Raw genomic sequence first — 21,632 nt, 5'->3', positions numbered from 1 at the left:
CTTGTGCCCATTTTTTCTCAATGGGGTTAAGATCAGGGCTATAGGGTGGCAGCCATAGAATGCGATGACCATGTCTGTTGAGCAGTTTTTGGATACGTCTGCTTTTATGAAACCTAGCGTTATCCATAACGATCACGCATTTAGTCTTGAGACTTGGAATAAGTGTGATCTTACACCAGTCATAAAATATATTGCTATTGATATTCTGTTCAAAGTAATCAAGCGCAAACAGCATCTTGTTATAAAGAGCACCGATGACGTTAGTTCTCTTTTTTGCTTGCCAGTTGTAGCTGTCGATACAGGGTGTACCAATCGGTGCATAGCCATGAGAGCGGATGGTCTCGTGCTCAAAGCCGCTTTCATCCATATAGATAATGGGATAGCCTTGCTGCGTAAAGCGATCAAGTTTACTCTGATAAGCCACTCTTTTTATCAGGCAGGCTTTTGGATGCTCTAAGGTCTTTTTTTTGACTGATACCTAGACGTTTTAAAGCAGTGTGCATGCCGGTCTTACTACAGTTGAATCGCCTAGCTCGCTCGTACAGATAATCGTCTGGATATTGTTCAACGTCTTTTAAGAGTGCTTCATTCGGTATTTTAGTTGGTGATTTATCTCGAGTTTGTTTGATACTTGGGTTTCTCAGCCAGCGCTGTAATGCGGTTTTGCTAACATTATAGAAAGTACAAGCCTGACGGATACTCATGTCTTTGTTTTTGACACTTTTAATCACTTGTGCTCGAAAATCTGCTGAATAGGTCATTTGTTCTTCTGCTATTTCGCTTGCTTTAAAACGATTGTATCTTATTTAAAAAGAACTGACTATATAAGCTACATGCTAATGATTTAGTTTTTGAAACTTTTAGAACTTTAAATAGTGAAAAGGAAAGTTTAGAGATTCATTTTGATACTACTACAGCAAGTATTACTGAAATATTTATTGTGAAATAAGCTCAATTTCACAAAAAAGCCCAGCCCCCTGTATTAAGGAGGCTGGGCTTTATATCATTCTAACGCTAATAAATCATTACGCTGCGTCTTTACTATCAGCAGCGAGCTGACGTAGCACATAATGCAACACGCCACCATGACGGACATATTCACGCTCTTTTGGCGTCTGTAGGCCGACATTGACCTCAAACACTTCCTCTGAGCCGTCAGCACGAGTGGCGGTAACCTTGGCAGTTTTGCTCTCGCCATTGTCAAGACCACTGATACTAATAACTTCTGAACCATCAAGGTTGTATGTCTCAGCGCTTTCGCCTTCCTTAAAGGTCAATGGCAACACGCCCATACCGACTAGGTTTGAACGGTGAATACGTTCAAAAGAGGTCGTCAGTACTGCTTTTACACCGAGCAAGATAGTACCTTTAGCTGCCCAGTCACGGCTCGAGCCTGAGCCATATTCGGCGCCACCAAGTACCACTAATGGACGCTTGTCCTCTTTATACTTCATGGCCGCATCATAGATGGCCATCTCTTCGCCATCTGCGAGCGTCGACTTATCGTCTTTGAAGTAATAGGTGTAGCCGCCCTCTTTGCCACCCATCATTTGGTTTTTGATACGAATATTGGCAAAAGTACCACGAGTCATAACCGCATCGTTACCACGACGTGAGCCATAGCTGTTAAAGTCGGCTTCCATCACCCCACGCTCTTGCAAGTACTTGCCTGCTGGTGATTCGGCGTCGATGTTACCGGCCGGCGAGATGTGGTCAGTAGTGATTGAATCACCAAACAGACCTAGGATGCGTGCGCCTTCGATATCAGGAATACCTTCTGGCTGCATGGTCATATCCTCAAAGAACGGTGGGTTCTTGATGTATGTCGAGCCTTCATCCCATGGGTACAGCTGACTATCGGCTGAGCTAATGGCGTTCCATGCAGCACTACCGTCAAACACTTCACCATAGTTTTTGCGGAACATATCAGCGTCGATATTATTAGCAATCAGCTCATTGATCTCTTCTGAAGTCGGCCAGATGTCTTTTAAGAATACATCATTACCGTCTAGGTCTTGACCTAGTGGATGAGTGGTCAAATCAATATCAACCGTACCTGCTAGCGCATAAGCGACAACCAACGGTGGTGAGGCTAGATAGCTGGCTTTGACATGCGAGTGGATACGGCCTTCAAAGTTACGGTTACCTGAGAGTACCGCTGCAGCGACCAAGTCATTTTCTTCGATGGCGTTTTCAATCGAATCTAACAATGGTCCTGAGTTACCGATACAAGTCGTACAACCATAACCGACCAGATAGAAGCCTACCTTTTCAAGCTCATCCATCAATTGAGACTTTTCAAGATAATCAGTCACAACCTTTGAGCCTGGTGCTAGAGAGGTTTTGACCCATGGCTTAGCGATCAGGCCTTTAGCTGCTGCTTTTTTGGCCACTAAGCCTGCACCAATCATCACTGCTGGGTTTGAAGTGTTGGTACAAGAGGTAATCGCTGCAATCACGACAGAGCCATCACGCAACCTATATTCTTCATCTTCGATTTTGACCGTACAATAAGTGCTACCCTCGGCGCAGAATGGATTCGGTTTTGCCGCCAGTTTGTCTGCCTGCTCTTGTTTGCCACCTTCTTCGTCAAAACGCACTTTGGCATCGGCATCAGCCTTGCGACCTTTGGTCATCTCTTTAAGCGTCTCACCAAATCTTTGGTGCATATCAGACAGATTGATCAGCTGCTGCGGTAGATTAGGACCGGCAAGCGCTGGCTCAACAGTAGCTAAATCTAGATGTAAGTTACTTGAGTAAGTCGCTGCAGGTGTGTCAGCATCATGCCACATACCCTGCGCTTTGGCGTACTTCTCAACCAACTCAATCTGTGCTTCATCACGACCTGACAGACGCAGATAATCAATCGCCATTTGGTCGATTGGGAAGATACCACAAGTGGCACCATACTCTGGTGACATGTTGGCGATCGTCGCACGATCTGCTAGCGGCATTTGATGTAAGCCTGCACCATAAAACTCAACAAACTTACCCACCACACCATGATCACGCAGCATCTTAACCACACGCAGTACTAAGTCGGTAGCGGTGACGCCTTCTTTGAGCTCACCTGTCATCTCAAAGCCGACCACTTGCGGGATGAGCATCGATGAGGGCTGACCGAGCATCGCTGCTTCGGCTTCGATACCACCTACGCCCCAACCAAGAACACCGATACCATTAATCATCGTGGTGTGACTGTCAGTACCAAATACCGTATCAGGATAAGCGGTCAGCTCACCATCAACGTCTGCAGCCATGACCACACGAGCTAGGTACTCTAGGTTGACCTGATGCACGATACCGGTTGCTGGAGGTACGACGACGAAGTTTTTAAACGCACTCTTACCCCAGTGCAAAAACTCATAGCGCTCATTGTTGCGCTTAAATTCGATTTTTTCATTGAGATCAAGCGCATCTTCTCGGCCATACGTGTCGACTTGCACTGAATGGTCAACGACCAGCTCACTTGGGATAAATGGGTTAATTTGCTCAGCCTTACCGCCAAGCTTGACCACAGCATCACGCATCGCTGCCAAATCTACCACTGATGGCACACCAGTGAAATCCTGCAGTACCACACGTGCAGGCATAAAGGCAATCTCTTTTGAAGCTTCTGCTGCCGCATCCCAGTTGGCAACCGCTTCGATATGGTTTTTGCCGACAGACTGTCCACCATCCTCGTTGCGCAATAGGTTTTCTAATACCACTTTCATACAAAATGGTAGCGTATTGATATTGTCATAAGTCTCGGCAAGTTTAGGCAGGCTATAATAAGCGTGCTCCTTACCATCGACTGAAATCGTGTCTTTTACATTAAAAACATCACTCATGGCTGGCTTCCTTATCTATTGTTATATGAATTTATAAGCGTGATAACATCAGATACCGTTATTGAACTTCAGCAGTTTTAAACGTTATCAATGGTGGCTAGTTGGATTGAAAGTAGATAAATTAAAAAAACATGTAATTTAGTAAACTCTAGTAAAACGATACCCATATCCCTATTTGTTTGTATTAGCACTTATTACCATAACAAATTACCCCACACTTGTTAACACCAACTGGTTAACGAATCGTGGCACAATCGTAAACGAAACAGATGCTTACAACATGTTAAGCTGCTAGGCCTGTCGACGACGGCCACTCCTAAAAACATAACTGTCATCATAAAACTCAGCGTTGACGTTTTCAGCCCAAAAGTGCGGCACGCCTAAGATAGGTAATGGCGCAAGCTGACGGGGGTTCACCTCATTTTGTGATAACAGTTTATCCATATATTCGGCCATCTTATCGTCCAGATATTGCATACGCTCAGATAAGCATAAACCAAAGAAGTCTTGTGAGACCTGAAGCACGATACTATGGGCACACAAAGGCTTGCGTGGATGTACCAGTTGCTCAAGCAGAGCATGACCAAAGATATAGACTGCAGCCTGAGACTGCTTATTAAGCTGTAATGGATTGTCCCACTTATCACGCGGTGCAACCAAGCTTGCCTGCCAGTTAAAATCAATCAATGCTTCGCCAATACTGGGATCAGCTGTGACGAGTATCGCACCATTTTCATCAAACACGGTAATGGTATCGCGCACCCGTCCTCGATGCGTACTCTTGTCTTGCTGATCAGCATCTTGGGTCATCTCCAGCATATGATAATAATTGAGCAAAGCTTTGGTCTTAGGAAAGGTCAGCCAGATACTGCCGTTAAACAAGTCATGCAAATTATCACGGGTCGGGATATTACCAGTGGTGGCGATAAAATGCTCATACGCCTCGCCCTCAGGTAGCGCATTTTGTGAGACAAAAGTTAGCGTATGCGCTTGCTGGTCTTTGGTAGGCTTATTGGTTGGTAATGGCTTTTGTAAATTTTGGCTTTGCTGTTGTAATGCGGTGTTTAAGACAGCAGCGATAATGTCTACTTCTTTATCATGCGCTAAAGTATTTGCTCGCTGACTTGAATTGCTCAGTTGTGTTATGGTTTTTCGCAAGTAGTCCAACTGGCTGAGATGACTTAACCACAAGGCTTGCCAGTCAATAGCGGCAAAGCTTGTGTCTAAAATACTGCTCATATTTGGCGTGTCTTGATGTACAAAAACAGAGGTCATATAAAGGCTCTCTATGCTATAGCTAGTGATAAGTATGCAAGCTGCCATCATGGTATCATAATGCGCTTTTTTGACCGCTTATCGGCTGTTTTATCTGTACTGGTATTTTATGATGAGTTTTTATGGCAAATTTTAACACCCACTTAAACGGCGCATTCATCGTCAGTGGTACGCTTGGCTTGACGGTTTATAAAGCGGGCTTCATCGATGACGCAGGATTCTTGATGTGCGTGGCGCTTGGCACCATGGGCGGTCTATTACCTGATCTTGATTCAGACAACTCTACGCCCATCAAAATTGGCTTTAATGTAGTCTCTTTTGTTTTTGCCTTTGCACTGGTGATGCATTGGCGCAGTGAGTTTAGTTTACTGGCGTTGATAGCGCTCTGGCTAGCAGGCTACGGGTTTATGCGCTATGTGGTGTTTTATGTTTTTACCAATATGACGGTGCATCGCGGCGTCATACATTCCGTACCTTATATGGCGATTTTAGGCATTGGACTGACGTGCTTGAACTATTATGGTTTAGACTATTCGCTTACTACCAGCTGGTTTTATGGGCTGTTTTTATTCGGTGGCGCTATGGTGCACCTACTACTCGATGAGCTCTACAGCGTGGATTTGATGGGCGCAAGATTGAAGCGCTCATCAGGCACAGCGATGAAAATTTATCAGCATAAAGATAGGTGGTGGTATCTGCTGCTGTATGTGATACTTGCTATACTGATCTACTTTGCGCCGCCATTTGAAGCCTTTTGGCAGCAGTTAAGCGACCCTACGGCTTGGGCTCAGCTCAAACTCGGACTGTGGCCGCAAACTCTAAAAAGCTGGCTAAACTAAATCTGTAGGGCAACTGAAACAAACCATTATTCGAGTGCATCATGTCCATTTCGCTACAATCCTGTCCATGTCAAATCAATCCGCCACTGACCTCTACAAGCTCAGTACTGGCTTATCAAGACTGCTGTCAACCTTATCATGAAGGAGTCGTCGATAGTCATGTGAGTCATGCTGATACAGTGAGAGTCGACAGTGCAGAGCGTTTAATGCGCAGCCGTTATAGTGCTTTTGTATTAGTCATTCCAGAATATATCGTCAAGACCACGCTACCGGCACAGCAAAGCTTGCTCGATGTTCAAGCAATTGAAGCGTGGGCAAAAGAGACGAAATGGGCGGGTTTAGAAGTCGTCAAACATACGCCAAAGCTTGGTAAACGTCATGCGCAAGTTGAATTTAAAGCGTCTTTTAATAGCGCTGATGGCTTGCAAGCGCATCACGAGCTGTCCACTTTTGTGACGGTAAAAGATAAAGCTGGTAATGAGAAGCGTTGGTATTTTCTCGACCCGACTGTTTCTATATCTGTCACGCAAAAACAGCCCTGTATTTGCGGCTCAGGGGAGAAGTTTAAGCGCTGCTGCGGGGTTTATTTACCCTAGCCCTCTACACACTCGCCCCAACTGCTCTCGCTATCGCAATCCCTTCATCGATGGTCAAAAACTTACGTAGGCTAGGACTGTCCTGATAAATAATCTCGCCTGCTTGAAATATAAGGCACTCATTAACTGCCAACTGTTGCCAGTCCTCGTTTTCAGTCAAAGGCACAGTTACCAAAATCGTTACCTTATCAGTGTCGGTAGTCACTTCCCCAAAGTCAATCATTAGATCATCATCGGCCAGTTTCGCCTCACCAAATGGCGCTTGACGGGTGAGATAAAACAGCAAGCTGCCAGCATAGGCCAACTGCCAGCGACCATTAGATATCAAGCAATTAAACAAACCATTGGCAGACAAATAACGACATTGAGTGGTTAAAAAATTAAACAAGGTTTTGTCATCAGGACGGGTTTTGAAGGTGCTTTTTAGGCGATTGACTAGGTAGCAAAACGCCATCTCAGAATCGGTATTGCCGACTGGCTGACAGTGCGAGGCGTTGCCATTGTCTTGTAGGCGCTGACAGCGTTTGATGAACTCACTATTCATCTGGCCATTATGGGCAAATACCCACTGCTCGCCCCAGACCTCACGGACAAAAGGATGTGTGTTTGCCAAGCAGTTTTGCCCTTGCGTGGCTTTACGAATATGAGCGATGACATTCATGGCCTTGATTGGGTAGTTATTGACCAAGTCAGCGACTGGCGATAAGTGGCTTGGGTGATTGTCATGAAACAATCGCAGTCCCGTAGAGTCATTGTCTTCTATCTCTGCTTCATCACACTCACTACGCTCAAAAAACGCAATACCAAAGCCATCTTCATGACTGTCCGTCATGCCGCCACGCTTACGAAATCCTGCAAAGCTAAAACCAATATCGGTCGGGGTATTACAGTTCATTCCTAATAATTGACACATTTACGCTTTACCGCCTTCATTGTTTGGTGTGGTACGATCTTTTTGATTATCAGTGACGATACCGAGCTCGGCATCACTCATACTATTAAGCAAGGCTTCGGCTGCTGTTTCGACATCCCCATCAGTGTCAATATTGTTTAATATACGTTGGGATTGAGCCAGCTCTTCTTCTTGCACCCAAAGTACGATGCCAGAGTTCATACCTGGAATGGCACTGAGCGCTTGCAAGGAGACAGTGATGCCATTGTTGCGCAGCAAGTTGGCATGCAGCTCGCCTTGTATATTGGTGTCATAGCGTGCCAGCTTATGCCAATTATCTACTTTATCGGTCATGAGATCACCTGTTAAGTTTGAAAGTATCTACTGTATCAGTATGATGGTTTAGACGCTGATGGCCTAGAAATGCTCGCCTTCGTTGTTTTAAGTGCACGCAGTCGCTCGCTTATAGTCGATACACTCTAAACATGTCATAGCGCTACTGGGAGAAATTTTATGCAGCCTCTGAGTACACAGCACGCAAGTAAAACTTATACCAGTAGTGCGTTTAAATCCTTAATGGCTTTATATTCAGACTATATTTTTACGCCATCACGCTTGGGTTTTATGATAATCACCTAAACCATTGGGTCTAAGTCATGCTCACTAACCTTTAGATTAGCGCTGTCAGCTGCCTGACTTAGCGCTTGCTCGGCGTGCTCTATCGTACTAAACACGCCTTTTATCTCATTGCTGCCGCTATCGACAATGATAAACACCGTGTTCTGCGCTTTTTCGACATGGGACCAATGGTACGCAGCCAGACGCTTCATAAGGTCAGGGTTTTTAACCATAATATTATCGCCCGTACGCCCCTCGGTACGGTTGTAATGGATGACATTGAGACGCAGCAGCCAAAAGATCACCGCTGCTTTGGCAAGCATCACCGGCATGGCACGTTTTTCGATATCAGTAAGCGCTCTTTTGGACTCATAACCTTGTAAAAAAGCCGTCATTTTTTCACGGTCAAAATAAACCCTTTCACCTTGTTCCGCATCGCCCCAAGTGGTACAAAAGTCATTGATGGTGATGGCGATATCCATCACATAATGTTCAACACTGACCTCAGTAAAATCTAATAGACCTGTTAACTTTTCATGCCCTTTAGTCAAGTCCCATAAGGTGTTATCAGCAAACATATCGAGATGACACAAGCCCTTTGGTAAATCTATCAATGGTAGATCTTGATAAGCTTGCCAAATATCGCTCATCAATTTGGCTTCATCACCTGGCATAAACTGGATCTCACGATCACGCACTTCGCTCCATGGATAAAGGGGCACGCCGTAATCCTGTGCAGGTTGTAAGGTTTGTAAGGTCTCATGTAGCATGGCCAATGCAGCCCCGACATCATGACACATCGCTTGCGTGGTTTGCTGTGGATGGGCACCTGCCAAGCACGGCACGAGCGTAATGCCTTTACCTTGATACGATATCACGTAGCGTGAATCGATATTGGCATTTGATGACTCCGGCTCAACAATAGCTAAAGGGGCAGCGACTGGCAGTTTACCATCCAACTGATTGAGGATGACTGCCATTTTTGCCACATCTTCAGGCGGACGCTCTTCATATAAGGTAAACACGTAAGAGTGCTTGCCTTCCACATCGTCAGTTGTCTGAATAAACCAGTTTGAGTTTTTAATGCCTTGCGTGATAGGAATGGCACGGGCAAACGACACGCCAAAACGTTGACAAAAGGCGGCAAACTGATCATCGGTTAACTGGGTATAGACAGACATAGGCTTCTCTTTTATAGGTTTTTTAAAACAGGTTTATTCAAATTGACAGTGTGTCTTCTTGCTCCATTATACCGAAAATAGACTGACTGGCATCTACCAAGTTGCAGCCGTTACTATACCAGTCGCTCGCTGTACATTTTTACTTAGTAATCACAATATAATAGTAAAACGCTACCTGATATATTGACTTGAAAATGATAACGCTTAGACCTCCTCAATTCAAAGCTCTATTTGCATACTCAATATCTTTAAATCGTGGTAATTTAGTCTGCACTAAATGTAGCGTAGTCCTGATGGAAATAAAATTATTAAAAACTGGTATCGTAAAACCATTAAACAACAAGCGATTATTAAACAAATAAACAAGCTAAATATTTTGCATACGCAACCTCAACGTATAGGCAGCTTACTAAGAGTAGAAGAATCGACCTGCTTACAAGACCTCAAGACCATCAACCCTTGCGAAGTCGGATTTATGACATATTTTGGCGGTGGCTGTGAGATACGTAATGCTAAGGTAGGTCGATACTGCTCAATCGGTAAAAACGTTACCATCGGTCTGTACAATCATCCAATCGATTTTTTGACCACTCATCCTATTTGTTTTCAAGGCGGTATTAAACTAATAGATGATAAATACAATAAAAAGCTGACTCGAAAATCGACTTTTAAAACCACAAACATCCCCGTAACGATTAAAAATGATGTTTGGATTGGTCATCATGCCATTATCAAATCAGGTGTTATCATCCATACAGGCGCTATAGTAGGTGCTGGCGCTGTCGTGACTAAAGACGTCCCGCCTTACGCTATTGTTGCGGGCAACCCAGCAAAAATACTCAAATATCGCTTTGAGCCCGAAATAATTACTGCACTTCTTGCATCGAAATGGTGGACCTATGATCTAGCAGAGATTGAGCCGAGCATCGGCTATGACGATGTCGCCTCCATTCTTGAGATATTTGACCACCCTAACCACTCGCAATCTCTCAATAAAATACATGTTAACGCATATCAGCTGACTTTTGATGCCTCTCGATATTTACTCCAAGTCAAAAACGTATAGTTCAGGATACTTTCTATCTGTTATTAAGGCATACTGAACCTGTGCAAAAACCCGCCACTCATAAAACGGTAGTAATGAGTGGATTATAATGATGTGGACTTTTTAATTTTGCTAGAATGCTTAAATAGTTTTTTTTGTGCATTTTAGTAGCTGATTTTAATTAATAAGTGAGGCGACATGTTAGCAAAGCGTATCATTCCTTGTTTGGACGTGGACAATGGCCGTGTGGTCAAAGGCGTGCAGTTTGTCGATATTATCGATGCCGGCGACCCTGTCGAAGTAGCGCAGCGCTACAACGAACAAGGCGCTGATGAGATTACTTTTTTGGATATTACTGCCACCAGTGATGAGCGTGATACCACCTATCATACTGTTGAGCGTATGGCAGAGACGGTGTTTGTACCTCTGACCGTCGGTGGCGGTGTACGCAAAATCGCTGATATTCGCAATCTGCTCAATGCAGGGGCTGATAAAGTGGCGATTAACTCGGCCGCCGTATTTACGCCTGAGTTCGTTGGGGAGGCGGCACAAAAATTTGGCAATCAATGTATCGTGGTCGCTATCGATGCCAAGCGTGTCGCTGATATAGAGGTAGATGGCATCCTCACACCACGCTGGGAGATTTTTACCCATGGCGGACGTAAGCCGACTGGTATTGATGCGGTCGCTTGGGCAAGCAAAATGAGCGATCTTGGCGCAGGCGAGTTATTGGTCACCTCAATGGACGGTGATGGCACCAAAAAGGGCTACGATTTGGCACTGATGCGTGAGATTACCAATCAAGTCAATGTCCCTGTTGTGGCTTCAGGTGGCGTGGGCAACTTACAACACTTGGCGGATGGCGTGCTTGAAGGTGGTGCTGATGCGGTGCTGGCTGCCAGTATATTTCACTTTGGCGAATACACCGTACAAGAGGCCAAGACATATATGGCAGCACAAGGCATCCCTATGCGCTTATAAGACTTGGTAAAATGCAACGGCCTATGCAAAAAATGTTATCATAGCGCCACTTATTTGTTTTTGTCAGTTAGCTATTGAAAACAATCGAGATTTTATATAAAGATTTTGCTTAACACGCTACTTACTCAAAGGATTTTTTATGTCAAACTTACAACTGCAGCGCAATGACATTACTCATATTGATGGCAACTTGCACCAGAACGAAGGGGCTCGAATCGGTATCGTCGTGGGTCGTTTCAATGGTTTTGTCGTCGAGTCTTTAGTTGATGGCGCTATCGATGCCCTCCTGCGCCATGGCGTATTGGGTAGCAATATTACTGTGATTCGTGTGCCGGGTGCTTTTGAGCTGCCACTCGTTGCCCAACGTGCGGCTGAGTCAGATCGCTTTGACGCCATCATTGCGCTAGGCGCCATTATCCGTGGTAGCACACCGCATTTTGATTTTGTCGCCAGTGAGTCCGCTAAGGGCCTGAGCAGTGTCGCTATCGATTATAATATCCCTGTGGCCAATGGCGTGATCACCACCGACAGCATCGAGCAAGCGATTGAACGCTCTGGCACTAAGGCAGGTAACAAAGGTTCTGAAGCGGCGATGGTGGTGCTTGAGATGTTGGCGGTGTTATCACAGCTGGATATCGATGACGACTATGATAATGGCGATGACGACTAAGCCTGCTTAAAAAATACCATCACTCTGCTTTAAGATGGCTCTTATTAAGTATTTAGCCTGTATAAACATTAAGCTTATGTAGGTTGGGTAACCCCTAACCTACGAGCGATAGCTTAAAAATCGACTGTCGTTATTTGTCAGCCGACTACTATTTAACATTTCTATGCTTTTCTTATACCATGTTACTTTTGCAATCATGCTATTTATTACCCTATAGTTGTTTAAGCTATAGTCATTAACATTTAGGTACTGACCCCCTATGACCGACCAACTCAAGCGTGCCATTAGCGCTGCAAAAACCGCACAAGACAATACCGCTACCACAGAGCATGCAAGTAGCGCTGCGGAACCGCAAAAATTTGATATGAGTGAGTCTTCTTATAAGACCAGTCACACTGCTGTGCGTAAAGCCAGACGCTTTGCTATGCAAGGTTTGTATGAATGGCTGCTCACTGACCGCCGCTTTGATAAGGATGGCAAACTGGGCTGGAAAGACAATGCACCGCACGATATCGCTGCTCGCACCCGTGCCACCAATGCCATGCATACGGTACATATCGGCTACTATCACGAAATGATGCGTGATATCCCAGAGCAAATCGAAGCGCTAGATACCCTGATTAGCCAGTATCTAGACCGTAACCTTGATAAAATCGATACCGTAGAGCATGCTATTTTATTGATTGGCGCTTATGAGTTACAACACCGTATAGAAATCCCATATAAAGTGGTACTAGATGAAGCGATGAAGCTCAATAACCACTTTGGCGCCACCGATGCACACAAGCTTATCAACGCTGTCCTCGATAAAATGGCAGCCGATCTGCGTGATGTCGAAGTACAAGCGGATATTAAGGCCAATTTACGCACGTCTCAAAAACCATCTGCCAACTCTGTAAAAGCACCCAAAACGAATGCAGCGACAGACAACCTTGCTAAAGACCCAACTACCGACAGTAAACCAGCAAGACCTCGTATCAGTGCCAACAAAACCAATGTGCAACGCAGCCGTAGCCACAAACTAACGCAGGACGCTTCTCATACCAAAACCAAAGACCAAGACGAATCATGAATGAATTTGAGCTGATTGAGCGTATATTTTTGCAGTTGCAAGCTGAGCATTCAGCTGCTGCTGGCATACAAAAAGCCATCGGTGATGATGCTGCAGTAATGGCGCTGCCTACCGGCTCACGTTTAGTCAGTTGTATCGATACCTTGGTACAGGGTCGACATTTTAGTCCTGATTGGAAGCAAGTAGACACGTTAGCGTTTGCTATTGGTTATAAGGCGGTCGCTGTCAATGTCTCAGATATCGCCGCCATGGGCGCGGCGCCCCACAGTATTTTATTGGCATTAGCATTACCTGAGCGCTTGGCAAACGAGTCATGGCTGACCGCATTTGCTAAAGGCTTGTTTCACGCCTGCCAGCTGTTTGGTGTTAGTCTTATCGGCGGCGACACCACGCGCAATGACACCTTAGTGTTAAGCATTAGCGCCCAAGGATTGCTGACCTCAGATACACCCGCCATTTATCGCTCGGGTGCGCAAGTCGGTGACAAGGTTTATGTCTCAGGCACACTTGGTGATGCGGCTTATGCTCTCCAACATCCCGATGACACTTCAGGCTTAGAGCTGGCGCATCGACTGCATATGCCTACACCAAGAGTCAAGCTTGGCGCAGCATTGGCGCAGCTTGGGGCAACTTCGATGATAGATATCTCTGATGGTCTCTATCAAGATCTTAGCCATATTTGTAAGCAAAGTGGCGTTGGTATGCACCTTTATTTAGAGCAGCTCCCAACCAGTAAACCCTTAGCAAAGATTGACCTATCTAAACGCCTGTTATATCAACTGACTGGTGGCGATGATTATGAGCTGGCCTTTACTTTGCCCGCCCATATTGAGCTGCCTATTGATAGTAGCGACACCCCTGTCCATTGTATCGGTGAGGTGGTCGCAGCAGCGCAGCAGCCCTACCCCAAACTGCTTTTTTATAATCAAGTCATCACGCAAGCGGCGCCTGCGCCATTTGACACTTATCCCAATCTGACGGGTTACCAACATTTTGCAGGTTAGCCTATGACCGATCATCATTTATCCAAGCCTGATATCAGTAAGGCCAACGACTGCCCGCCTCTACCCGCAAATGCTGGTGTGCTTGATCGTATCATCTATTGGCTCGGCATCGGTTTGGGCAGTGGTCTGCCACGCCGTGCACCCGGCACTTGGGGCACGGTCGGCGGCTTGATCGCTGCTATACCATTGATGAGCTTGGGAGTTGTGCCGTTTTTTATCCTTACTATTTTATCTTGCCTTATCGGTATCTGGATATGTGACCGTACATCGGCATTGATGGGTGGTCATGATAATCCGCATATCGTTTGGGATGAATGGGCAGGTATGTGGATAGCGTTATTGCCACTTTCTTATATGCTTGGAGCAACAGACAGCTTTTGGCATGATATCTCACAGGGCACGTCTATTTTGGCGCTTATTATCGCTTTTATACTGTTTCGGTTTTTTGATATTATCAAGCCCCCACCGATAGGCTGGGCGGACAAAAGAGTCGCAGGTGGTCTAGGCATCATGCTCGATGATATTATCGCTGGTGTGATGGCACTTATCGTATGGCTCATCGTGATGGCCTTTATCGTTTAAAAAACCAGCACTGCAGTCCTACCCAAACCATTCAGTCGTGTAATCTTGTTAACTTTATAGATACTATCACTGACACACGGACACGCTCTTTAATAAATATTCACTTAAATGCATATGTACTTTCTCAACATTTGCGCTATAATAAAATATATTTTGTTACACCTATAATAGGGCTTTTATGACTTCTTCCCTCTCTGTAATCATTCTCGCTGCCGGTAAAGGCACACGTATGCAATCTGCCAAGCCAAAAGTTTTGCAGACTTTAGCAGGCAAGCCTTTACTCGGCCATGTGTTAGATACTTGTCATCATTTAACTGCCTCAAAGACAATCGTGGTGCATGGCTTTGGTGGTGAGCAGGTACAGAGTGCTATGAATAGTCAATATACCCACCTGCCAATTACATGGGTCGCTCAGACTGAGCAACTGGGTACTGGTCATGCAGTCAAGGTAACACTTGATGAGCTGCCAAAAGAAGGACAGAGCCTGATCTTATATGGTGATGTACCCCTAGTCAGCTGCCAAACATTAGTTAACTTACAACATGCCAATACTGATGGCATGTCTATGTTAACGCTTACCGTAGACGACCCTTTTGGGCTTGGCCGTATAAAACGTGATGACGCAGGTAATGTCCAAGCCATCGTTGAGCAAAAAGATGCCAGCGCTGATGAACAAGCCATCAAAGAGATCAATAGTGGTATCTATTGCGTGGATAATGCTTTATTGCATAAATACCTACCCAAGCTGTCCAATGACAATGCGCAGCAAGAATACTATTTGACTGACATCGTCAAAATGGCTGTCGCTGACGGTATCGCTATTGCAGCCATTGAGCCTGAGCATACTTTTGAGATTGAAGGTGTCAATAACCGCCAACAGCTCGCAAGCTTAGAGCGTACCTGGCAAGGAAAGCTGGTCGCTGACTTACAAGAGGCAGGAGTGCAGTTTGCGGATCCTAGCCGTGTCGATATTCGCGGGACGTTAAGTGCAGGACAAGACGTGTTTGTCGATGTCGGTGTGGTATTTGAAGGGGATTGCACCCTAGGTGACAACGTCTATATTGAGGCAGGTTGTGTCATCAAAAATGCTCATATTGGCAACGCTTGTCATGTAAAGCCTTACTGCGTGATCGATCGTGCTGAGGTTGGGGCGGGTGTCGATATTGGCCCGTTTGCTCATTTGCGTCCTGAGACCGTATTATCAGACAACAGCAAAGTTGGTAACTTTGTGGAGATTAAAAAGTCGACCATTGGTCATGGCAGTAAGGTCAACCACTTGAGTTATGTTGGCGACACTACCGTCGGTACGAAAGTCAATATTGGTGCAGGCGTAATCACTTGCAACTATGATGGCGCCAACAAATCACAAACGATTATTGCAGATAACGCCTTTATCGGCTCTAATGCCAGTCTTGTGGCGCCCGTGACTATCGGTGATACCGCCACAGTGGCTGCAGGCTCGGTGATTACCCATGACGTTGGCAACAATGCGCTGGCTTTGGGCCGTGCTCGTCAAGTACAAAAAGATGGGTTTCAGCGTCCAACAAAAAAGTAAAGACCGTGGCATCGAGATCATGAATGCATCAATAAAGCAGTACGGCAATCTTGTGGTGCTGCTTTATTATATTTATCAGTATAGACATCATTAAGCTCTGTTTGAGCCTTATAAACAGACTTTGATAGATATAGTTAATTCGATATAAAAACGATACAGCGAGATAAGGATTTGTTTTTCGCAGCATCTGTCGGCGTAGGCACAGCACGCAAGAAAAATAACTTTTCATTAAGCGACTTGATAGCTACGTATCTGATTTATTTGGATTCGACTATACCAATAGACATTAAAATATCAAACACTAAATCTAAGGAATTCTTATGTGCGGAATTGTCGGCGCAGTAGCTGAGCGTAATATCGCTAATATCTTACTTGAGGGCTTAAAACGCCTTGAATACCGTGGTTATGATTCCGCTGGTCTGACTATCATCCGTGATGGTCAACTGCACCGTGAGCGTCAAGTCGGTAAAGTACAAGCCTTGGTGGACGCTGTCGCCAGCAGCCCAGATACTTTCAACGGTCATATCGGTATCGCTCATACTCGCTGGGCCACTCATGGCGAACCGGCACAGCGTAACGCCCACCCCCATGTCTCCGGTAAAATCGCTGTCGTCCATAATGGCATCGTCGAAAACTATGCCGAGCTCAAAGAGGAGCTGCTCGCCAAAGGCTATGAGTTTACCTCACAGACTGATACAGAAGTCGTCGCCCATTTGATTCATGATGCTTATAAGCAGTCCTCTGACTTGATGGAAGCAGTACGTACCATTACCCCACTATTACATGGTGCTTTTGCCCTAGGTATTGTCCATGTGGATAGTCCAGATGAGCTGATTGCGGTACGTTTAGGCTCGCCTTTAGTCATTGGTGTGGGTATAGGTGAGAACTTTATCGCTTCAGATCAGTTGGCGCTATTGCCCGTTACCAACCGCTTTATGTATCTAGAAGAAGGCGATATCGCTAAAATCACGCGTGACGATATCCAAGTGTATGCTGATGGTATCGAAGTCAACCGTAAGATAAATGAGATTGATGCCAAGCAATATAATGCAGATAAGGGTGAGTTTAAGCACTACATGCTAAAAGAGATCTACGAGCAGCCAGATGCGGTCGCTCGTACGCTCGATATGGCTTTAGAGAGTACTGAAACTGCTCATTCATATCAACTGCGTGATGACTTCCTACAGCGCCATGAAACCCAGCTGTCAAACATCCGCCACGTACAAGTTATTGCGTGTGGTACCAGCTATCATGCCGGTCTGGTTGCTAAATATTGGTTTGAAAATTTAATACGTATTCCATGCTCAGTTGAGGTGGCCAGTGAGTTCCGTTATCGCAACCCTGTGGTTGTTGACAACTCTTTGGTGATTTGTATTTCGCAATCTGGCGAAACAGCAGACACGCTATCTGCCCTACGTGAAATTCAAAAGCATAGTCCAACTGGTCTGGTGAGCTTAGCACTTTGTAACGTACCCACTTCCTCACTGGTGCGTGAGACGGATATTTTCTTACCGACATTAGCCGGCCCTGAAATCGGCGTCGCATCAACCAAAGCCTTTACCACTCAGCTTGCTGCTCTGATGCTTCTGGTCTTAAAAACGGGCGTGACCCAGTCTTGTATTGATGATGAGCGTTTATACACGCTACTTGAAAACCTACATAAGCTGCCCAATCAGCTGCATGCCAGCCTAAATTTAGATGCATCTATAAAAGCAATGAGTGAAAGCTTTGAAGATAAGAAGAGCTGTCTGTTTTTAGGGCGTGGTCTGCAATTTCCGATTGCTTTAGAAGGGGCACTAAAACTCAAAGAGATCTCTTATATTCATGCTGAAGGCTACGCAGCAGGCGAGCTAAAGCATGGACCACTGGCCCTCGTTGATAAGGATATGCCCATCGTCGTACTGGCACCGAAAGACAGTATGTTTGATAAGCTCAAGGCCAATATGCAAGAAGTCCATGCCCGTCACGGTGAGTTATTTGTATTCGCTAGTGAAGAAAGTAAAATGGTCGCTGAAGACCGTCTGCATGTGGTTTATATCCCTGACGTCTGTGAGACGCTTGCGCCTATCGTCTATAGCGTGCCTGTGCAGCTACTCTCTTATCATGTGGCGGTGATGCGTGGTACCGATGTCGACCAACCACGTAACCTAGCCAAATCGGTCACGGTAGAATGATACTGATTCATAACCGCAGGCTTATTGTACGCAAGTAATAAAGTATCATCCTGAGTAATAAAGAGTCATACTCTTGTGCATGACTTAATCCTTCATCGTCTCATTAGATGGTGAAGGATTTTTTTATAGAAAGTACTAGTGATCAGCTTATAGCTCGATTCAATCAGTCATATAACCTTGTATCGATGGGCTCAAATCTGTAAAGTAGGCTATCACTTGTAATGGCAGTTATTTAAAATCATTGTGACTGCTTTTAATCATCAATTTACGACAGCGCAGCTTACTACGAGCGTAATGGCAACAGCCAAATAGCAATGACGTGATACCTATCATAGCACCAGTAGCTGACTGTCTATGACACCAACGTAAGGCCCATGATAATGACAACACCCATTAGAGTCGCTATTGCCGGTTATGGCAACCTCGGCCGCGGCGCTCAAGCCGCTATTACTCACAGTCCTGACATGCAGCTGGTCGGTGTATTTAGCCGCCGAGACCCCGCATCTGTTACCCTGATCGATGACAGCGTACCTGTGTACGCTATAGATGATATCGAGCAGTATAAAGACGACATAGACGTCCTGATCTTATGTGGCGGCTCCAGGTCTGACTTGCCTGAGCAAGGACCTGCGCTTGCCAGTCTTTTTAACATCGTCGACAGCTTCGATACACATGCAAAAATTCCTGAGTACTTCGAAGCGCTTGACGCACCTGCAACGAAAGCGGGCAAGGTTGCCATGCTGTCAGTGGGCTGGGATCCTGGTTTATTCTCTATTAATCGTTTATATGGAGAAGCTATTTTACCAGTCGGAGAGACTTATAGCTTTTGGGGCAAAGGTTTGAGCCAAGGCCACTCAGATGCGGTACGCCGTGTGGATGGTGTCAAAGCAGGTGTACAATACACCCTGCCTTCAGAATCTGCCATTGCACGAGTACGCAGCGGCGAGCAGCCCACACTGAGCACTCGTGAAAAGCACGTCCGCGAATGCTATGTGGTACTAGAAGACGGTGCGGATGCCGATACCGTGCGCAGCGCTATCGTAACCATGCCAGACTACTTTGCCGACTATGACACCACAGTACATTTTATTGATGAGCAAACGCTTGCCTCTGAACATAATAAAATGCCGCATGGTGGCTTTGTCATCCGTAGTGGCGTCAGCGGCATTGATAATAAGCAAAATGAGCAAAACGACCAAGTACTAGAGTTCTCATTAAAGCTTGGCAGTAATCCTGAGTTTACCGCGAGCGTGCTCGTGGCCTATGCACGTGCTGCCCATAAAATGAATTTGGCAGGTGAGACTGGTGCAAAAACCGTGTTTGATGTCGCACCTGGTTTATTATCACCAAAGACCCCTGCTCAGCTGCGTAAAGAACTGCTTTGACTTCCTCTCCTCCCTAAAGTGAGGGGATTCCTACAGCTAGACGGTGAAGCCCCACCGCAAACCTTAGAGTTGGCTACCGCCTTGCAAGTCACACCTTGCATCTAAGGTTCTTATTTCAAGCTGACTCTACTGTTAAGATTGTCTGTTGACACGAGCCAGTTTGAGAGTGTGTTTGGAAAACCACCTGCCAGTTAAGACACTGCGTACTCGCAATTTATACTTGTCCTAGCTGTTTTTTTGTAGATAGCTTGATTTAACAGATGATTGATTATAGCAATCATGTTGCCTTACCTCCACCCCCTGAAATGGGTGGTTTTACGGCAACGTTGGATAAACACCAGCTCTCAGCGATAAGGTTTGGTGCTTTTTTTATCATTGTGGCTTTAACTCTGAAGTATGACCTGAATGTCGGCTCATCCGTTAATTTGGCTAAATCTGTAACGGTTGAGTATATTAAAAGAGTCTCTACAGTATAGGCACTAAAAACATGGATATCACAAGCAGCAGCATCACTCCAACAATAGAGATCATCTATGAAGATGATTTTTTGGTAGCGATCAATAAAGAAGCGGGGTTACTTGTACATCGCAGTTGGCTGGATAAAGGTGAGACACGCTTTGCCCTACAGCTCACTCGTGATGCAGTAGGCTGCCATGTGTTTCCGATGCATCGGTTAGATAGACCGACCTCAGGAGTGTTGCTCTTTGCCAAAAGCGCTGCTGTGGCACGCAACCTTACCGACGCTTTTGCGACAAATAACGTGAGTAAGCAATATCTGGCCGTGGTACGTGGTTTTATGCCTGAGCAAGGCTCTATTGATTATGCATTGAGTTTTAAGCCCGATGCCATCGCTGACAAGTTTGCCAATTTGGACAAGCCTGCACAAGAAGCAGTGACTCATTGGCAACGTCTGGCTCAGATCGAGCTGCCATTTGCAGTCTCAAAAAAGCATGACACCAGCCGCTATAGTCTCGTGCGTTTGATACCCGAGACGGGGCGCAAGCATCAGCTGCGTCGGCATATGAAACATCTATTTCATCCTATAGTGGGCGATACCAGTCATGGTGATGGACGGCACAATCGATTTTTTCGTAGTCAATATGAGTGTACGCGGATGCTGCTGCATGCGCAGCGTTTAGCGCTTAGTCATCCCGTCACCGGTGAGCCTGTGCTGATAACAGCGGGGTTTGATGAGCAATGGATGCACATTTTGGAGGCGTTTGATTGGGTGGAGAGTGCTGAAGGCTCAGGTCGCTAGTGAAGATTTAATGTACATAATAGTGTGTTTTTTGAAAGTTTTTTTATAGTGAGACGATACACGCTAACGCCACAACACCAATGACTAAAGGGGTAAGTTTTTTGTCTGAATTAAAAATCGTTGGGCTTTTTACCATTACGGCATTAGCAGAGATTGTAGGCTGCTATTTACCATACTTATGGCTAAGAGAAGGTAAGTCTATATGGCTTCTTGTCCCTAGTGCGCTTAGTTTGGCTGCTTTTGTGTGGCTACTGACTCTACATCCAACCGCCGTTGGCAGAGTTTATGCCGCCTACGGTGGCGTGTATGTCACGATCGCAATTTGGTGGTGTTCTAAAAAGTATGCTGGCATCAAACGTAGCCATAATTGACATAAAAGAACACCAGATCAAATACTTTAAAGTGATTATCAAGCTTTTTCGAGAAGCAACAGGTTCTTCTAACGGCTCGACGTAATCGGTGTCTAAGGCGGCAGTTATTACCTTCTATGCCTACGGTATGTTGTTTGCCAACCTGCTTGTTATTTGGCTTAAAGGCAGTTATAAAGCTGTCCCAGTTGTCCATGCTAATAGAGTAATAGCTGACTTTTAGTTGCTTAAGACGTGCTCTTAGCTTCTTAGCCGTTTTTAAGTCGCGTTTACCCCAGACATAAGCGACAATTTCATTAGTAGC

At 45.4% G+C, this 21,632-nt stretch carries 20 protein-coding genes and 1 pseudogene; 13 read left to right on the top strand and 8 right to left on the bottom strand.

The window, feature by feature from the left end; all coding sequences use genetic code 11:
• The 4 genes from J3492_RS12285 to J3492_RS12270 all read right to left on the bottom strand — a co-directional run.
• Positions 1-424 (bottom strand): IS630 family transposase (locus J3492_RS12285; RefSeq protein WP_207988744.1); only part of this gene is annotated, 424 nt, incomplete at its 3' end.
• A complete protein-coding gene (locus J3492_RS12280) occupies positions 408-761 on the bottom strand; it encodes an IS630 transposase-related protein (RefSeq protein WP_207988742.1) in 354 nt (117 codons plus the stop codon). The genes J3492_RS12280 and J3492_RS12285, both read right to left, overlap by 17 nt.
• Before the next feature lie 264 nt (positions 762-1,025).
• Positions 1,026-3,833, bottom strand: a complete 2,808-nt coding sequence (gene acnA, locus J3492_RS12275) for an aconitate hydratase AcnA (RefSeq protein WP_207992340.1) — start codon at positions 3,831-3,833, stop codon at positions 1,026-1,028.
• Positions 3,834-4,124: 291 nt separating this feature from the next.
• Complete coding sequence (locus J3492_RS12270) at positions 4,125-5,108, bottom strand: DUF3025 domain-containing protein (protein WP_207992339.1); 984 nt, start codon at positions 5,106-5,108, stop codon at positions 4,125-4,127.
• Between the two features lie 122 nt (positions 5,109-5,230).
• On the opposite strand from J3492_RS12270, the gene J3492_RS12265 reads away from it, so the two are divergent.
• Together J3492_RS12265 and J3492_RS12260 are read left to right on the top strand one after the other, a co-directional pair.
• A complete protein-coding gene (locus J3492_RS12265; protein WP_207992338.1) occupies positions 5,231-5,947 on the top strand; it encodes a metal-dependent hydrolase in 717 nt (238 codons plus the stop codon).
• Between the two features lie 41 nt (positions 5,948-5,988).
• Positions 5,989-6,543: a YchJ family protein gene (locus J3492_RS12260; protein WP_207992337.1), complete on the top strand. Its 555-nt coding sequence runs from the start codon at positions 5,989-5,991 to the stop codon at positions 6,541-6,543.
• Between the two features lie 4 nt (positions 6,544-6,547).
• Here the strand turns inward: J3492_RS12260 and J3492_RS12255 are convergent, their stop codons facing one another.
• From J3492_RS12255 to J3492_RS12245, 3 genes are all read right to left on the bottom strand, one after another.
• Positions 6,548-7,456 carry a class II glutamine amidotransferase gene (locus J3492_RS12255; protein WP_207992336.1) on the bottom strand — a complete coding sequence of 303 codons (909 nt, stop codon included), beginning with the start codon at positions 7,454-7,456 and terminating at the stop codon, positions 6,548-6,550.
• Positions 7,457-7,789: a hypothetical protein gene (locus tag J3492_RS13295; protein WP_243453249.1), complete on the bottom strand. Its 333-nt coding sequence runs from the start codon at positions 7,787-7,789 to the stop codon at positions 7,457-7,459.
• A 281-nt stretch (positions 7,790-8,070) separates the two neighbouring features.
• The gene (locus J3492_RS12245) at positions 8,071-9,234 is read right to left on the bottom strand and encodes a homoserine kinase (RefSeq protein ID WP_207992335.1); all 1,164 of its coding nucleotides are present in this window, start codon (positions 9,232-9,234) and stop codon (positions 8,071-8,073) included.
• A gap of 376 nt (positions 9,235-9,610) precedes the next feature.
• On the opposite strand from J3492_RS12245, the gene J3492_RS13410 reads away from it, so the two are divergent.
• The 11 genes and pseudogenes from J3492_RS13410 to J3492_RS12190 all read left to right on the top strand — a co-directional run.
• On the top strand, positions 9,611-10,300 hold the full coding sequence (locus J3492_RS13410) for a CatB-related O-acetyltransferase (protein ID WP_279381165.1): 690 nt from the start codon (positions 9,611-9,613) through the stop codon (positions 10,298-10,300).
• A gap of 177 nt (positions 10,301-10,477) precedes the next feature.
• Positions 10,478-11,260 (top strand): imidazole glycerol phosphate synthase subunit HisF, encoded by a 783-nt coding sequence (gene hisF, locus J3492_RS12235; RefSeq protein ID WP_207992334.1) that lies wholly within the window; start codon positions 10,478-10,480, stop codon positions 11,258-11,260.
• Between the two features lie 139 nt (positions 11,261-11,399).
• Positions 11,400-11,930: a 6,7-dimethyl-8-ribityllumazine synthase gene (ribH, locus tag J3492_RS12230; protein ID WP_207992333.1), complete on the top strand. Its 531-nt coding sequence runs from the start codon at positions 11,400-11,402 to the stop codon at positions 11,928-11,930.
• Positions 11,931-12,189: 259 nt separating this feature from the next.
• On the top strand, positions 12,190-13,002 hold the full coding sequence (gene nusB, locus J3492_RS12225; protein WP_207992332.1) for a transcription antitermination factor NusB: 813 nt from the start codon (positions 12,190-12,192) through the stop codon (positions 13,000-13,002).
• A complete protein-coding gene (thiL, locus tag J3492_RS12220) occupies positions 12,999-14,006 on the top strand; it encodes a thiamine-phosphate kinase (RefSeq protein WP_207992331.1) in 1,008 nt (335 codons plus the stop codon). Before nusB ends, thiL begins: the two co-directional genes overlap by 4 nt.
• A gap of 3 nt (positions 14,007-14,009) precedes the next feature.
• Positions 14,010-14,588, top strand: a complete 579-nt coding sequence (locus tag J3492_RS12215; RefSeq protein ID WP_207992330.1) for a phosphatidylglycerophosphatase A family protein — start codon at positions 14,010-14,012, stop codon at positions 14,586-14,588.
• A gap of 178 nt (positions 14,589-14,766) precedes the next feature.
• On the top strand, positions 14,767-16,143 hold the full coding sequence (gene glmU / locus J3492_RS12210) for a bifunctional UDP-N-acetylglucosamine diphosphorylase/glucosamine-1-phosphate N-acetyltransferase GlmU (RefSeq protein ID WP_207992329.1): 1,377 nt from the start codon (positions 14,767-14,769) through the stop codon (positions 16,141-16,143).
• A gap of 320 nt (positions 16,144-16,463) precedes the next feature.
• Entirely contained in the window at positions 16,464-18,317 is a 1,854-nt protein-coding gene (glmS, locus tag J3492_RS12205; RefSeq protein ID WP_207992328.1) for a glutamine--fructose-6-phosphate transaminase (isomerizing), read from the top strand.
• A 380-nt stretch (positions 18,318-18,697) separates the two neighbouring features.
• Entirely contained in the window at positions 18,698-19,702 is a 1,005-nt protein-coding gene (locus J3492_RS12200) for a diaminopimelate dehydrogenase (RefSeq protein WP_207992327.1), read from the top strand.
• A gap of 487 nt (positions 19,703-20,189) precedes the next feature.
• On the top strand, positions 20,190-20,960 hold the full coding sequence (gene truC / locus J3492_RS12195; protein ID WP_207992326.1) for a tRNA pseudouridine(65) synthase TruC: 771 nt from the start codon (positions 20,190-20,192) through the stop codon (positions 20,958-20,960).
• Positions 20,961-21,040: 80 nt separating this feature from the next.
• A pseudogene (locus J3492_RS12190) lies at positions 21,041-21,289 on the top strand (YnfA family protein); the annotation flags it as partial.
• Between the two features lie 22 nt (positions 21,290-21,311).
• On the opposite strand, the gene J3492_RS12185 reads toward J3492_RS12190, so the two are convergent.
• The coding region (locus J3492_RS12185) for an IS1 family transposase (RefSeq protein WP_207990131.1) at positions 21,312-21,632 on the bottom strand (321 nt) is incomplete at its 5' end.

The sequence above is a fragment of the Psychrobacter coccoides genome, from assembly GCF_017498085.1.
In the GTDB taxonomy this organism is placed as follows: domain Bacteria; phylum Pseudomonadota; class Gammaproteobacteria; order Pseudomonadales; family Moraxellaceae; genus Psychrobacter; species Psychrobacter coccoides.
This window is presented reverse-complemented; position numbering and strand designations above follow the sequence as displayed.